Source organism: Glycomyces sp. TRM65418, assembly GCF_019710475.1.
In the GTDB taxonomy this organism is placed as follows: domain Bacteria; phylum Actinomycetota; class Actinomycetes; order Mycobacteriales; family Micromonosporaceae; genus Glycomyces.
In genome coordinates, this window is record NZ_JAJFAX010000001.1 from 284175 (window position 1) to 298974 (window position 14800).

Annotated in this window: 14 protein-coding genes; 6 read left to right on the top strand and 8 right to left on the bottom strand. The window is 71.6% G+C overall.

Annotated elements, in window-relative coordinates:
• Positions 1 to 3: 3 nt before the first annotated feature.
• The 3 genes from K3N28_RS01215 to K3N28_RS01225 all read right to left on the bottom strand — a co-directional run bounded on the left by K3N28_RS01215 (position 4) and on the right by K3N28_RS01225 (position 2173).
• On the bottom strand, positions 4 to 891 hold the full coding sequence (locus K3N28_RS01215) for a phosphatidylinositol mannoside acyltransferase (protein ID WP_228090650.1): 888 nt from the start codon (positions 889 to 891) through the stop codon (positions 4 to 6).
• Entirely contained in the window at positions 884 to 1513 is a 630-nt protein-coding gene (gene pgsA / locus K3N28_RS01220; protein WP_228090651.1) for a phosphatidylinositol phosphate synthase, read from the bottom strand. Before pgsA ends, K3N28_RS01215 begins: the two co-directional genes overlap by 8 nt.
• A gap of 114 nt (positions 1514 to 1627) precedes the next feature.
• Complete coding sequence (locus tag K3N28_RS01225; RefSeq protein ID WP_228090652.1) at positions 1628 to 2173, bottom strand: HIT domain-containing protein; 546 nt, start codon at positions 2171 to 2173, stop codon at positions 1628 to 1630.
• An 81-nt stretch (positions 2174 to 2254) separates the two neighbouring features.
• Between K3N28_RS01225 and K3N28_RS01230 the strand changes: the two genes are divergently transcribed.
• Positions 2255 to 3748: a potassium/proton antiporter gene (locus K3N28_RS01230; protein WP_228090653.1), complete on the top strand. Its 1494-nt coding sequence runs from the start codon at positions 2255 to 2257 to the stop codon at positions 3746 to 3748.
• A 60-nt stretch (positions 3749 to 3808) separates the two neighbouring features.
• On the opposite strand, the gene thrS is transcribed toward K3N28_RS01230, so the two are convergent.
• Entirely contained in the window at positions 3809 to 5824 is a 2016-nt protein-coding gene (gene thrS, locus K3N28_RS01235) for a threonine--tRNA ligase (protein ID WP_228090654.1), read from the bottom strand.
• Between the two features lie 171 nt (positions 5825 to 5995).
• On the opposite strand from thrS, the gene K3N28_RS01240 reads away from it, so the two are divergent.
• Positions 5996 to 6463 (top strand): heavy metal-responsive transcriptional regulator, encoded by a 468-nt coding sequence (locus K3N28_RS01240; protein ID WP_228090655.1) that lies wholly within the window; start codon positions 5996 to 5998, stop codon positions 6461 to 6463.
• A gap of 341 nt (positions 6464 to 6804) precedes the next feature.
• Here K3N28_RS01240 and K3N28_RS01245 read toward each other — a convergent pair whose 3' ends face one another.
• From K3N28_RS01245 to K3N28_RS01255, 3 genes are all read right to left on the bottom strand, one after another.
• Positions 6805 to 7770, bottom strand: a complete 966-nt coding sequence (locus K3N28_RS01245) for an NAD(P)H-quinone oxidoreductase (RefSeq protein WP_228090656.1) — start codon at positions 7768 to 7770, stop codon at positions 6805 to 6807.
• Between the two features lie 100 nt (positions 7771 to 7870).
• Positions 7871 to 8860 (bottom strand): NAD(P)/FAD-dependent oxidoreductase, encoded by a 990-nt coding sequence (locus K3N28_RS01250; protein WP_228090657.1) that lies wholly within the window; start codon positions 8858 to 8860, stop codon positions 7871 to 7873.
• A 127-nt stretch (positions 8861 to 8987) separates the two neighbouring features.
• Positions 8988 to 10136 (bottom strand): alkaline phosphatase PhoX, encoded by a 1149-nt coding sequence (locus tag K3N28_RS01255; RefSeq protein ID WP_304608668.1) that lies wholly within the window; start codon positions 10134 to 10136, stop codon positions 8988 to 8990.
• A 206-nt stretch (positions 10137 to 10342) separates the two neighbouring features.
• Here K3N28_RS01255 and gmd point away from each other — a divergent pair, with 206 nt between their 5' ends.
• From gmd to K3N28_RS01275, 4 genes are all read left to right on the top strand, one after another.
• The gene (gene gmd / locus K3N28_RS01260; RefSeq protein WP_228090659.1) at positions 10343 to 11377 is read left to right on the top strand and encodes a GDP-mannose 4,6-dehydratase; all 1035 of its coding nucleotides are present in this window, start codon (positions 10343 to 10345) and stop codon (positions 11375 to 11377) included.
• 135 nt (positions 11378 to 11512) lie between these two features.
• Positions 11513 to 12349 carry an aldo/keto reductase gene (locus tag K3N28_RS01265; RefSeq protein WP_228090660.1) on the top strand — a complete coding sequence of 279 codons (837 nt, stop codon included), beginning with the start codon at positions 11513 to 11515 and terminating at the stop codon, positions 12347 to 12349.
• Positions 12350 to 12452: 103 nt separating this feature from the next.
• The gene (locus K3N28_RS01270; RefSeq protein WP_228090661.1) at positions 12453 to 13280 is read left to right on the top strand and encodes an aldo/keto reductase; all 828 of its coding nucleotides are present in this window, start codon (positions 12453 to 12455) and stop codon (positions 13278 to 13280) included.
• A gap of 9 nt (positions 13281 to 13289) precedes the next feature.
• On the top strand, positions 13290 to 13976 hold the full coding sequence (locus tag K3N28_RS01275; protein WP_228090662.1) for a hypothetical protein: 687 nt from the start codon (positions 13290 to 13292) through the stop codon (positions 13974 to 13976).
• On the opposite strand, the gene K3N28_RS01280 is transcribed toward K3N28_RS01275, so the two are convergent.
• Positions 13960 to 14796: an alpha/beta hydrolase gene (locus K3N28_RS01280; protein WP_228090663.1), complete on the bottom strand. Its 837-nt coding sequence runs from the start codon at positions 14794 to 14796 to the stop codon at positions 13960 to 13962. The two genes, K3N28_RS01275 and K3N28_RS01280, sit on opposite strands and share 17 nt — an antisense overlap.
• Positions 14797 to 14800: the final 4 nt, after the last annotated feature.

The window sequence follows — 14800 nt, forward strand, 5'->3', positions numbered from 1 at the left end:
CCATCAGGAGTCCCGGGACTCGAAGTCGGCCGTCCAGAAGCGCTGGAGCATGTGCCAGTCGGCCGGGTGGGCGCGGATGCCCGCCTCGAAGGCCTCGGCCATGCGCTGGGTCGTGACGGCGACGCGCTCGCGCAGCGGGCCGGTGCCGGTGTCGACCGGGCCCGTGATGTGGCAGACGGCGCGGTCGGGCTCGTAGTGGATGTTCGCGGTGAACAGCTCCACGCGGTTGCGGATGGCCAGCAGCGCCGGCCCGGTCGGGAACGTCGTGGCCTCGCCGAAGAACTTGACGTCGGTGCCGCTGCGGCTCAGGTCCCGGTCGGCGACGAGCGCGACCACGTGACCGGCGCCGAGCGCCTCCCCGAGGGCCGCCTGCGGGTTGCGGTCGCTGCCGGAGGTGGGGATGATCTTCATGCCGAGGGACTCGCGGTATTCGAGGAAGCGGCGGTAGACCCCTTCGGGTTTGAGGCGCTCGGCGACGGTGGTGAGCTGGTCGCCCGCGACCGAACCGACCCAGGCCCCGGCGAAGTCCCAGTTCCCGCAGTGGGGCAGGGCCACGATGGATCCCAGGCCGCGTCGGGCGCGCTCGTGGACGGGTTCGTAGCCGTTCATCTCGAACTTGCGCTCGAGGTCGGCGGTGCTCATCGACGGGAGCCGGAAGGCCTCGATCCAGTAGCGGGCGTAGGAGCGCATGGCCTCGCGGATCAGGTCCTCGCCCGGTTCGCCGTCGACGACGCGCGCGAGGTTCCTGCGCAGCTGCCGGACGGCGCGGCCGTCCTGCTTCACGGCCCGGTCGGCGAAGCGGTTGCCCAGCGCCGCGGCGGCGCGCTCGGGCAGGAGCCGCACGCCCCGCCAGGCGGCCAGGTAGGCCAGCTCGGTCATGCGCTCAGACATCGACGCGCTCCTCCCCCGCGGCGAGGACGTTGCGCGCGTGGAGGAGCCGCTGGACCACGGTGATCGACGCGAGCACGGCGAGCAGGCCCAGGCCGGCCTCCAGGGACCACGGGACGCCGAGGATCTCGACGAGGACCGCGAGCGCGGCGATGATGAGGCGTTCGGGCCGTTCGGCGATGCCGACGTTGCATTCGGCGCCGAGGCCTTCGGCGCGGGCCTTGACGTACGAGACCAGCTGGGAGGCGATGAGGACCCACAGCGCCAGCGCGCAGCCGAGACCGCGGTCCTCGGTGAGGAGCCAGTAGGCCAGTCCCGCGAAGATCGCGCCGTCGGCGAGGCGGTCGCACGTGGAGTCGAGGAGCGCGCCGAAGCGGCTGATGGTGCCCTTGACGCGGGCGATCGCGCCGTCGAGCATGTCGGTGAGGACGGACAGCCCGACCACGATGAGGCCCGCGAGGAGCGCGCCGCGGGCGAGCAGCAGCACGGAGGCGGCCACGACGACGGCGGTCCCCGTGACGGTGACGGCGTTGGCGGACACGCCCGCTCGGATGAGGACCTTCGCGGCGGCGTCGACGTACCGGCGTACGCCCGCTCGGCCGGAGGTCCGGAGGAACTTCGCCATGGTCTCCTGTTTTCTCGGCATCGCCCAGGTGGGTGTTCGGGCGAGTGGGTGCGGGGCCCGTTCCCGGATCGGGCCCGGGAGCGGCATGCCTTGACTCTAACGGTGCCGGTCCGGTCACACCCGCTCCCATGCGGCCGCCAGGTCGGCGCGGGTGTCGGACAGGAGCTGCGGGAGGGTCTTGGTGCGGCCGATGATGGGCATGAAGTTGGCGTCGCCGCCCCAGCGGGGGACGATGTGCTGGTGGAGGTGGCCGGCGATGCCCGCCCCGGCGACCTGGCCCTGGTTCATGCCGATGTTGAACCCGTGCGCGCCCATGACGGCGCGGAGGACGGTCATGGCGCGCTGGGTGAGCCGGCCCATCTCGGCCACCTCGTCGGCGTCGAGGTCGGTGTAGTCGGGCACGTGCCGGAAGGGCACGACCATGAGGTGGCCGTTGTTGTACGGGTACTTGTTCATGACCGTGTACATCGTCTGCCCGCGGGCGACGATGTTGCCGCCGACGTCGTCGAGCTTGGGGATCTCGCAGAACGGGCAGCCCTCGATGTCGGCGTCGTCGCCGGTGGGCTTGCCCTCGCCTTTGATGTAGGACATGCGGTGCGGCGTCCACAGCCGCTCGTACCCGTCGGTGACGCCGACGCCTTCGCCTTCGCGCTCTTCCACGGAACGATCCTAGGCCACGGGGTGGTGAACCGGAAACCCGACGAAACTACCGTGACACCGGGTATCGGTTAAGCTCCGGGCGTGACGTTGCCCCAGTTGTACATCGTTCTGCTGATCGGCTGCGTCACCGTGCTCGCCTCCATCGCCGCGATCCGGGCCACGCACCGGCTCGGCCTCCCCGCCCTGCTGGTGTTCCTGGGGGCCGGCATCGTCCTCGGTGAGGACGGTCTGGGGATTCCCTTCGGCGATTTCGAACTCGCGCAGGTCGTCGGCACGTCCGCCTTGGCGCTCATCCTCATCGAGGGCGGCCTGACCACGCGGTGGCGCGCCATCAGGGGCCAGCTGGCGCCGGCGGGCATATTGGCGACGGCCGGCGTGGGCATCAGCGTCGCGGTCGTGGCCTCGGGCGCGCACTACCTGCTCGGATTCTCCTGGCAGACTTCGCTGATCCTCGGGGCGGTGGTCGCCTCGACCGACGCTGCGGCCGTGTTCTCGGAGCTGCGCGGAGCGGGACTGCCGAAGAGGCTGTCCGGGACGCTGGAGGCCGAGTCGGGGTTCAACGACGCCCCGGCGGTGATCCTGGTGCTGGCGTTCTCCTCGGCGGCCGGCGTCCCGAGCACCGCGAACCTGATCGGGACCCTCGCCTGGCAGCTGACCGCGGGCACGGCCATCGGGTTGGCGGTCGGATTCGGCGGGGCGTGGCTGCTGCGGCGCCTGGCGCTGCCGGTGTCCGGGCTCTATCCGCTGGCGGTCTTCAGCCTCGGGCTGGCGGGCTTCGCATTGGCCGGAGCGCTGAACGCCTCGGGCTTCATCGCCGCGTACCTGGCGGCGCTGATCCTGGGCAATTCGCGGCTGCCTCACCGCGCGGCCACGCAGTCGTTCGCGACCGGCCTGGGCTGGATGGCCCAGCTGGGCATGTTCGTCATGCTCGGCCTGCTGGCGAGTCCGGGGAACCTGCTGGACTCGGTGATCCCGGCGCTCATCCTCGGCAGCGTGCTCACCCTGGTGGCGCGGCCGCTGTCGGTGCTGCTGTGCCTCACTCCGTTCCGGTTCTCGGTTCGGGAGCAGACGTTGATCGCATGGGCGGGACTGCGCGGGGCGGTGCCGATCGTCCTCGCCACCATTCCCCGGTCCGAGAGTCTGCCGGGCGGCCAGGCGCTGTGGGACATCGTGTTCATCCTCGTGGTGGTGTTCACCCTGCTGCAGGGCCCGACGCTGCCGTGGGTGGCGAAGCGCCTCGGGCTGTCGCAGCAGGGGCTGGTGCAGGAGGTCGACATCGAGACCGCACCGCTGGACGCGGTGGACGGCGAGGTCCTGACGATCACGGTCCCGAAGCAGTCCGGGCTGGCGGGCATCCGGATCTTCGAGCTGCGCCTGCCCGAGGGGAGCGCCATCGCCGGGATCGTGCGGGGCGACCACCTCTTCGTCCCGGCGAACCACGACCGCCTGCGCTCGAACGACCAGCTCATCGTGCTGACGACGCCGAGGCTCCGCGAAGCGACGGAACAGCGTCTCACGGCCCTGGCCAGGGCCGGAAGGCTCGCCCGCTGGCTCGGCGAGACGGGCAAGGACTGAGTGGGCGGAGGTGCCGGGGAACCGCCTTCAGCGGTTCCCCGGCGCCTCCTGTGTTCAGCGCTACTCGGCTGCGGCCGAGGGGCCTTCGTTGACCCTCGATTCGACTACCTCGACCACGTGGGCGATGGCCTCATCCGCTGGGACGCCGTTGCGCTGGCTGCCGTCCCGGTAGCGGAAGGAGACGGTGCCCGCGTTCTGGTCGTCGTCGCCGGCGATGATCATGAACGGGATCTTCTGCAGCTGCGCGTTGCGGACCTTCTTCTGCATGCGGTCGTCCGAGTGGTCGACCTCGCTGCGGACGCCCGCCGCGCGGAGCCTCCCGAAGAAGTCCTCCAGGTAGTCGGCGTTCTCGTCGCGCACCGGGATGCCGACGGCCTGGACCGGGGCCAGCCACGCCGGGAACGCGCCCGCGTAGTGTTCGGTCAGGACGCCGAAGAAGCGCTCGATCGAGCCGAACAGCGCGCGGTGGATCATGACCGGCTGCTTGCGGGTGCCGTCGGCCGCGGAGTACTCCAGGCCGAAGCGCACCGGCTGGTTGAAGTCGAGCTGGATGGTCGACATCTGCCAGGTCCGGCCGATGGCGTCCTTGGCCTGCACCGAGATCTTCGGGCCGTAGAAGGCCGCGCCGCCCGGGTCCGGGACCAGGTCGAGCCCGGACTCCTCGGCGACCTGCCGCAGGGTCGCGGTCGCCGACTCCCACAGGGCGTCGTCGCCGATGAACTTCGGCGAATCGTCCTTGGTGGACAGCTCCAGGTAGAAGTCGTTGAGCCCGTAGTCGCGCAGCAGCTGCAGCACGAACTCGAGCAGGCTCTTGATCTCGCCGGGCGCCTGCTCCTCGGTGCAGTAGATGTGCGCGTCGTCCTGGGTCATGCCGCGGACGCGGGTGAGGCCGTGGACCACGCCGGACTTCTCGTACCGGTACACCGACCCGAACTCCGACAGGCGCAGCGGCAGCTCCCGGTAGGAGCGCCCGCGCGAGCGGAAGATCAGGTTGTGCATCGGGCAGTTCATGGCCTTGACGTAGTAGTCGGCGCCCTCGAACTCCATCGGCGGGAACATGGTGTCCGCGTAGTACGGCAGGTGCCCCGAGGTCTCGAAGAGCTTCCCCTTGGTGATGTGCGGGGTGTTGACCAGCTCGTACCCGGCCTGCTTCTGGCGCTCGCGCAGGTAGGACTCCATCTCGTACCGGATGATCCCGCCCTTGGGGTGGAACACCGGCAGCCCGGAGCCGAGCTCGTCGGGGAACGAGAACAGGTCGAGCTGCTGCCCGAGCTTGCGGTGGTCGCGCTTCTCGGCCTCGGCCAGGCGCGCGAGGTAGTCCTTCTGGTCCTGGACGGTCGGCCAGGCGGTGCCGTAGATGCGCTGCAGCTGCGGGTTCTTCTCCGAGCCCATCCAGTACGCGGCGGCCGAGCGCATGAGCTTGACGGCGCCGATGAGCTTGGTGGACGGCAGGTGCGGGCCCCGGCACAGGTCGGACCAGACCTTCTCGCCGGTGCGGTCGCGGTTGTCGTACGCGGTCAGCTCGCCGCCGCCGACCTCCATGATCTCGTCGGCGTCGGTGCCCTCGCCCTTGGTCTCGATGAGCTCGAGCTTGTACGGCTCGTTCGCGAGCTCGGCGCGGGCCTCGTCGAGGGAGGCGAACTTCCGGCGGTGGAAGGTCTGCCCCTGCTTGATGATCTGGAGCATCCGCTTCTCGACGGCTTTGAGGTCGTCGGGGTTGAACGGCTCGGCGACGTCGAAGTCGTAGTAGAACCCGTCGGTGATCGGCGGGCCGATGCCGAGCTTGGCCTCGTGCAGTTCCTGCACCGCCTGCGCCATGACGTGCGCGGCGGAGTGGCGCATGACGTTGAGCCCGTCCGGGCTGTTCAGCGGCACGGGTTCGACCTTGGTGTCGGCCTCGGGGGCCCACGCGAGGTCGCGCAGCCGCCCGTCGGCGTCGCGGACCACGACGATCGCGTTGGGGCCGTTCACGGGGAGGCCGGCCTCGGCCACCGCTTCAGCGCACGTGGTGCCAGCAGTGACCCAGAGCGGTTCGGTGACGGCTGGGTTGCTGTGGTTCGGCGCTGCGGATGCCACGGTTCTCCTCGGAAGTCGTGAGCCGGTCGGTTCCGGCGGTGAATGTCCGGGTCAATGGTAGTCGCCCGGGCCCGATGCACTCCATCGCATTCCAGCGGGGGTGACCGCGTCGGAAATTTCCTCGGAGCAGGACTTGACCTTGGACCCGGCTCCAAGGTTTACGGTCGTTCCATGACCGCCGCAACCGCCGCCCTCACCGTCGGGAAGCTCGCCGAGCAGATCGGCGTGACCCCCGACGCCATCCGCTACTGGGAGCGCGAGGGCCTGTTCCCCGCTCCGGAGCGCAGCCCTTCCGGGTACCGCCGGTACGGGGCCGACGCGCTCGACCGGGCCCGGTTCATCCGGGCCTGCCAGCGCGCGGGGCTGCGCTTGTCCGACATCGCGGACCTGCTCTCGGTGCGGGACACGGGCACGTGCCCGTGCGAGCCGGCCGAGACGCATCTGGAGCGGCGGATCGCGGAGGTCACGGCCGAGATCGCGCGCCTGGAGGGACTGCGGTCCCAGTTGACGGCGATGCTCGGGGCGGTCGAGGCGGGGACGTGCGACCCGCCGCTGCCCGAGAACTGGTGCCCCCCGACGGACCCGCCCGTGGACCGCGGATCCGCTCGATCCGTGCCCGGAGGAGGTGAATGCGAATGAACGTGTCCGAGGAATGCTGCACCTGCTGCGACGACGCCGCCTGCGACTGCGGCGGCCAGGAATGCTGCCACGGCTGCTGCGAGAAGTAGCCCGTGCGGTATGAGCGCCCGCCGCCGTCCCCGTTCGGGGACGGCGGCGGGCGCGTTTCGGCGATTCTGCGCAAATCGGGCGCGCGGAGGCGCCCCCGACACAAGGGTGCCCGGCCGGTCCGACAGTCCGGGCGGGACGAAGGCAGGCGCGCGACCGAGCCGCAGACGAGCAAGACTCGACTGTCGGACGGTACGGCCGGGGACCGGGCGTCGGACTGGTCGCCGCCTCCGGCTCCGGGCGGGACGGTCGCGCTACTTGACGGTGAGGACGATCTTGCCGAAGTGGCCTCCGGCGTTCATGAGGCGGTGCGCCTCGGCGGCTTCCCCCAGCGGGAGGCGCGTGGTGACGACCGGTTCGATCTCGCCGGAGTCGAGGGCGGGCCAGATGCGCTCGAAGGACTCGGCGAGGATCTGGCGGCGCTGCTCGATCGGTCGGGCCCGGAGGGTGGTGCCGGTGATCGTGGCGCGCTTGGCGAGCAGGCCCCCGAGGTGGATCTGCGCGGCGTTGCCTTTCTGGAGGCCGATGATCGCGAGGCGCCCGTCCTGGGCGAGCGCCTTGAGGTTCGGCTCGAAGTAGGCCGCGCCGATGACGTCGAGGATCGCGTCCGCGCCTCCGGCTTCCATCGCCAGGGCGGCGAAGTCCTCGTTGCGGTAGTCGATCACCCGGTCGGCGCCGAGGGCCTGGAGCTTCTCGGCCCACTCGCCGCGGGCGGTCGTCCAGGTCTCCGCGGCGGCGAGCTTGCGGGCGAACTGGACCGCGAAGGTGCCGATGCCGCCGGCCCCGCCGTGGACGAGGACGCGGCGCTTGCCGGGGGCGTCCTCGCGGAGCAGGTAGCCGAGGTTGGAGTAGACGGTGGCGGCGGCCTCGGGCAGGCCGGCGGCGTCCACCAGGTCGACCTTCTCGGGCTTGGGGAGCACCAGACCGGCGTCGACGGTCACGTACTGGGCGTAGCCGCCGCCGGGGAGGAGCGCGCAGACCTCCGCGCCGAGGAAGGCCGCGTTGTCGTCGCTGCCGACGTTGACGATGGTGCCGGAGACTTCGAGGCCGGGCCAGGCGGGGGCGCCGGGCGGGCTCGGGTAGTGGCCGGCGACTTGGAGGAGGTCGGCGCGGTTGACGCCGGCGGCGGCGACCTCGATGAGGACTTCATCGGGGCCGGGCGCGGGCTCGGGCACCTGGGCGGCGGTGAGGCGGCCGTCGGCGACGGTCATGGCAAGCATTCCCGCATAGTATGACTGCGCCCGAAGGACAAAGCGGCATACCCGTCAGTAAGTCATGTCCGTCCCGGCGCGATTGCCAGTTCCCTTGCGCTGCAGCGCATCACGGGTTCTCGCTCGAATGGCCGGGGAAGAGGTGAGCGTCGGGGTCGATCGCGACCGCGGCGTTGTTCACGGCGGTGGCGGCCTCGCCGAAGCCGGTGGCGATGAGCTTGACCTTGCCCGGATACGAGGCGATGTCCCCGGCGGCGTAGACGCGCGGCAGATTGGTGGCCATGGTCGAGTCGACGGCGATGGTGCGGTGGTCGAGGCCCAGGCCCCACTCCCCCAGGGGGCCGAGGTCGGCGGTGAAGCCGAGCGCGGCCACGATGGCGTCGGCCGGGAGCGACTGCGGCCCTTGGTCTTTCACGTCGATGTCGATACCGCTGACGCAGACCGTGCCGTCGCGTTCGGCGCCGTGGACGGCGGTCACCTGGGCGTTGACGACGACGGGCACGCCGAGCGCCCGCACTCGGTCCACAGTGCCCTGGTGGGCGCGGAACTTCTCGCGGCGGTGCACGATCACGACGCTGCGGGCGACGCCGTGGAGGGCGAGGGCCCAGTCGAAGGCGGAGTCGCCGCCGCCGACGATGACCACGTCCTGGCCCGCGTGGGCGGCGAGTTCGGGGACGAAGTAGACGATGCCCGTGCCGTGGAAGTCCGCGGCGGCGGGCAGGGGGCGGGGAGCGAAGCTGCCGAGGCCGCCGGTGATGAGCACGGCCTCGGTCGCGAGGCGCTGGCCGTCCGCGAGTTCGAGGACGGGCCTGCCGTCGACGTGCTCGAGCTTCGTGGCCTGGCGGCCGAGGAGGTAGAGGGGGGTGAAGGGGGCGGCCTGGCGCACGAGGTTCTCGACGAGGTCGCGGCCCTTGATCTCGGGGAAGCCGCCGACGTCGAAGATCTGCTTCTCGGGGTACATGGCCGTGATCTGGCCGCCCGCTTCCGGGAGCGCGTCGAGGACCGCGGTCTTCAGGCCGCGGAAGCCCGCGTAGTAGGCGGCGAAGAGGCCGGTGGGACCCGCGCCGACGATCGCGAGGTCGACGGTGAGGACGGACATGGGCGATCACCGGCTTTCGTAGGCGGCACACCGTTGTCAGGACGGCTCAGGACATCCTAGCGATCGAGCGGCCCCGGCGGGGACTTCGCGGCCGGTCTTCCGGCGCCGGCCGCGAGGTCCCCGGCGGTCACGCGCCGCGGAAGGGACCGGTGACCTCGAAGGTCATCCCGGCCCAGCTGGAGCCGGACGTGCCGCGCTGGGAGGAGAAGTAGAGGCGGTCCCCGGCGGGGCTCAGCGCCGGGCCGGTGATCTCGGAGGCGCCGTGCCCGACCAGCCGCAGGAACGGGGCCACGACGTCCTCGGGGGTGATCACGCAGATCTCCATGTTGCCGCCGTCCTCGGCGACGAACAGGTCTCCGCTGGCGGGGCTGCCGGTGATGTTGTCGACGCCCGACAGCGGCGGGTTCGACGTCAGGTTGTCGTCGTAGGCGAGGACGAGGGTGTTCGCGGCGGTGTCGTAGGCCCAGACCCGGTTGTCGCCCTTGGTGGTGAAGAAGCAGACGCCGTCGGCGTAGTAGCAGCCCTCGCCGCCGTTGAAGCGCTTGGTGTTCGCGACCTGGTGGCGGGTGGCCGTCGGCGAGCCGTCCGGGTCGGGCACGGTCTTCCAGGCGAGGGTCCCGCCGGACTCGGTGAGGACCTCGAGGCGGCCCGAGCCCAGGTTGCCCCACGTGGTGGGCACGAAGCGGTAGAAGGCCCCGTCGGAGACGTCCTCGGTGAGGTAGACGACTCTCCGGTCGGGGTCGCAGGCGGCGGCCTCGTGCTTGAAGCGGCCCATCGCGGGCCGCTGCACGGCCGCGCGCTCGCCGAAGGGGTCGGTCTCGTAGACGTAGCCGCGGTCGACCTCCTCGCAGGAGAGCCAGGTGTGCCACGGCGTGGCGCCGCCCGCGCAGTTGGTGCGGGTGCCGTTGAGGATCCGGTAGGCGTCGACGATGGTGCCGGAGGCGTCGAATCGGAGCGCGCCGGCCCCGCCGCCGGTGGAGAGCTCGGCGTTGGAGACGTAGATCCAGCCGTTCCCGTCGGCGAAGCAGGCGCCGCCGTCGGGGGCGCCGTGCCACGTGTAGGAGGTGCCGGGGACGGTGCGGGAGGAGCGGGCCACCACGCGGGAGGTGAAGCCCTGGGGGAGCATGACGCCGTTGGCGTCGGCGGAGCGGAGGGAACCGTAGGGGCTCGGGCCGGTCTGGGCCGGGGCCGCGAACGAGGGGCGGGTCATGGTGAAGCCGAAGGCGACCGATCCGGTGCCGACGGCGGCGGCTCGCAGGACGTGGCGTCGTTGCATGGGGGGAGTTCCTTTGCGGACGAACTGGTGCAAGCTATCGCTGCTGCCCAATACGGTAGGGAATCCGGCGGGGCGCTGAGCCAATGCGACGCGTCGGGTCGGTGATGAATCGGCGGACGGGAGGTGAACGTCCCTCTCTCGATCCCGCCGGCGCGGCCGCGGGGTCCGATTAGACTCGAACGCGCACCTCCACAGGAAGGCGGACCATGCCAGCAGCGAACCCGGACCCGGCCGCGCCGAACAGCACGGCGGGCAGGACGGCCTTGATCACCGGGATCACCGGCCAGGACGGCTCCTACCTGGCTGAACTGCTGCTCGCCAAGGGCTATGCGGTGCACGGGATCGTGCGGCACACGTCGTCGCTCATCGCCAACACCTCGCGGCTCGACGCGGTCTATCAGGACCCGCACGAGTCGGAGCGCAAGCTGTTCCTGCACAAGGGGGACGTCACCGACGCCGGGATGCTGGTCAACCTCATCCGCGACATCCGGCCCGACGAGATCTACAACCTCGCCGCCCAGAGCCATGTGCGCGTCAGCTTCGACCTGCCCGAGTACACCGCGAACGTGACCGCGCTGGGGGCGATCCGGCTCCTGGAGGCGGTGCGCGCCAGCGGGATCGACACCCGGATCTACCAGGCGTCCACATCGGAGATGTTCGGGCTGGCCGCGCCGCCGCAGGACGAGACGACGCCGTTCCACCCGCGCAGCCCGTACGGGGTCGCGAAGGTCTACGCGCACTGGGCGACGGTGAACTACCGCGAGTCCTACGGCATGTTCGCCGCGAGCGGCATCGCGTTCAACCACGAGAGCCCGCGCCGGGGCGAGACGTTCGTGACCCGCAAGATCACCCGCGCCGTCGCCCGGATCGCGGCGGGCCTGGAGAAGCAGGTCTTCCTCGGGAACCTCGACGCGGTGCGCGACTGGGGCTACGCCCCGGAGTACGCCGAGGCGATGTGGCTCATGCTCCAGCACGACGAACCGGTCGACTACGTGATCGCCACCGGCAAACCGGCGACCGTCCGCGAATTCGCCGAGGCGGCCTTCGCGCACGCCGGGCTCGACTGGCGCGACCACATCGAGCACGACGACCGCTACGAGCGTCCCGCCGAGGTCCCCGAGCTCACCGGCAACCCGGCGAAGATCGAGCGCGAGATCGGCTGGAAGGCGAAGGTCCACTGGGACGAACTCGCGCGGATCATGGTCGACGCGGACCGGAGGGCGCTGCAGAGCGGCACCTGACCGGCGTCGCGATGCCGGCCTCGGACGCCGGAGACGCACGGGTCCGCCGGCGTCGCGGCCGGGGCCGGGGCCGGTAACGAGTCGAACATCGCGATCCGGAGCGCCCGCGCCGCCGGCGCGGTTACCATCGCGGGCATGACTGATCTCCGCGCACCGGTACAGCTCAACGACGGCGTCGCCATGCCCCGCATCGGCTACGGCACCTACAAGGTCGGTGACGACGAGGCCCAGGAGGCCGTCGCGACCGCCCTCGAGACCGGGTACCGGCTGATCGACACGGCCGAGATGTACGGCAACGAAGTGGGCGTGGGGCGCGCCATCGCCGCCTCCGGCGTGCCGCGCGAGGAGGTCTTCCTGACCACGAAGGTCTGGAACGACCACCACGGCGCCGACGCCGCCCGCGCCGCGCTCGAGGCCTCGCTGGAGCGCCTGGGCACCGACTACCTCGACCTGTACCTGATCCACTGGCCCTCCCCCAAGCAGGGCCTGTACCCCGAGACCTTCGCGGCGCTGCTCAAGGCCCGCGAGGAAGGGCTGATCCGCTCGGCGGGCGTCTCGAACTTCCTGCCCGAGCACCTCGAGCGCGTCTTCGAGGAGACCGAGACGTGGCCCTCGGTGAACCAGGTCGAGCTGCACCCGTACTTCAACCAGCCCGAGCTGCGCGCCTGGCAGGCCGAGCGCGGCATCGCCACCGAGTCGTGGGGGCCGCTCGGCCAGCGCACCGGCTCGGTCCTGGAGGAGCCCGCCGTCACGGCCGCGGCCGAGGCCCACGGGAAGAGCCCCGGCCAGGTGGTCATCCGCTGGCACCTGCAGAACGGCTGCATCGTGATCCCCAAGTCCTCCAAGGCGAGCCGCATCGCGGAGAACTTCGACGTGTTCGACTTCGCGCTGACGGAGGCCGAGATGGAGGCGATCGACGACCTGGAGACCGGGCGGCGCCAGGGCATCGACCCCGGCGGCGATGAGCGATGACGCCGGGGCGGCGGACGGCGCGGCGAGTCCCCCGAACCGACACGTCCCGTCCATTGCGCCAAGCGGCTTGGCAATCGCTTCCGCACTGAGTAGGCTCGCGCGCATGAGCGAACTGAGCACTGCGATCACCATGTCGGGCGGCGCCGAGATCCCGCGTTACGGCTACGGCACCTTCAAGATCGACGACGACCGGGCGCAGGCCGCCGTCGAGACGGCCCTCGCCACGGGCTACCGGCTCGTGGACACCGCGGTCGGGTACCAGAACGAGGTCGGCGTCGGCCGCGCCATCGCCGCGTCGGGTCTCAAGCGCGAGGACGTCTTCCTGACGAGCAAGACCTGGGACCACGGCTACGACGAGGTCCGCCGGAACCTCCGGGAGTCCCTGGAGCGCCTCGGCACCGACTACCTCGACCTGTACCTCCTGCACTGGCCGCGGCCGGCGGTCGACAAGTACGTCGAGTCCTTCCAGGCGCTGCTCGACGCGCGCGCCGAGGGCCTCATCCGCTCGGCGGGCGTCTCGAACTTCACGATCGAGCACCTCGCCCGCGTCGAGTCCGAGACCGGGGCCGCCCCGGAGCTCAACCAGGTCGAGCTGCACCCGTACTTCAGCCAGCCCGAGCTGCGCGCCTACCACGACGAGCACGGCATCGTCACCGAGTCGTGGGGTCCGCTGGCCCTGCGCGGCGGCGGGCTGTTCGACGAACCGGTCGTCCAAGCGGTGGCCGAGGCCCGCGGCCGGACCGTGGCGCAGGTGGTGCTCCGCTGGAACCTCCAGCGCGGCAACGTGGTCATCCCGAAGTCGGAGACGCCCGAGCGGATCCGCGAGAACTGGGAGGTCCTCGACTTCGCCTTGACCGATGAGGACCTCGCGAAGATCGACGCGCTCGACACCGGGAACCGCCAGGGCGGCGACCCGCTCGACGTCAACTGAGGCGACGCCGTGGCCGCCTCGCTCATCGCCCTGGTGCACAGCCCGCTCACCGGGCCGAGCGCCTGGACGCCGGTGGCCGAAGCGCTGCGGCGACGCGGACGGACCGTGGCGGCGCCGACGCTCACCGAAGCGATCGGCGCCGCCCCGTCGCACTACGGAGCCGTCGCGGCCTCGGCCGGGCGGCAGATCACCGAAGCGGTCCAAGGCGAGGCGGTGACGCTGGTGGCGCACAGCGGCGCGGGCGCCCTGCTCCCGGCCATCGCCGAGGCGACGCCGGGCGTCGTCGGCGCGGTGTTCGTCGACGCGCTGCTCCCCCACCCGGGCGAGTCCTGGTTCGCGACCGCGCCGGAGCCGCTGCGAGAACACGTGCGGGCCTTGGCCGAGGGCGGCCTGCTGCCGAAGTGGACGGACTGGTTCCCCCCGGAGGCGATCGCCGAACTCCTCCCCGACCCCCGACTGCGCGAACGGTTCAGGGCGGAACTGCCGCGCGTCCCGCTGTCGTACTTCGAGGAGGCGGCCCCCGAGTCGAAGGCCTGGCCGCCGCCGAGATGCGCCTACGTGCGCTTGAGCGAGGCCTACCGGGACCAGGCGGACGAGGCGGTCCGCCGCGGCTGGCGAGTCCACGCCGTCGAAGGCGACCACCTGTCGATCCTCACCGACCCGGAACCGGTCGCCGAGTTCATCGCCCGCTGGTGAGGCCGAGGCGGTCGGCCAGGGCGGCGACGCCGTCGATCACTTCGGGGCCCTGGACCAGGGCCGGGTCGTTGTGCCCGGACGCCTCCACCGCCACCACGGTGACCGGGGTTCCCGCCGATTCGGCGGCATCGGCGACCGCCCGGCTCTGGCCGGCGGGCACGACCTCGTCGGACTCGCTGTAGATCACCACCACCGGGGCCTCGTTGCCCGCCAGGTGCTCGGTCACGGCGAACTCGTCCCGCAGGAGCAGTCCCACCGGCAGGATCGGGTAGTGCTTCTGGCCGACGGCGGCGAGGTCGGTGAACGGCGAGCGCAGGACCAGGCCGCCGGGGTCGACCTGTGCGGCCAGCGCGGCGGCGACGCCCGCGCCGAGGCTCTCGCCGAACAGCAGGATCCGCTCGGCCGCGAATCGGGTGCGCAGGTGGTCCCAGGCGGCCGCGGCGTCCTGCGCCAAGCCCTCCTCGGCGGGCGAGCCGGGATTGCCGCCGTAGCCGCGGTATTCGAGCAGCAGGACCGTGAACCCCTCGGCCGCGAGCGACTGGCCGAGGCCGATCCTGTCGCCCCGGTTGCCGGCGTTGCCGGGGGCGACGAGCACCGCGGTCTCGCGGTCGGCGGCGGCGTCGGGCGCGAGTTCCCACGCGGTGAGGTCGAGCCCGTCGTCCGTGCGCAACGCGACCTCGACGACGCCTTCGGGCAGGGGCGGCGTGGCCTGGTCGGGGTGGTAGACGAGGGCCCGCTGGCCGAGCCAGGCGGCGAGGAGCACCAGCGCCCCGACGAGGAGGGCGATGACGGCGATGCGCGCGATCGCGGCCCACGGCATAAGG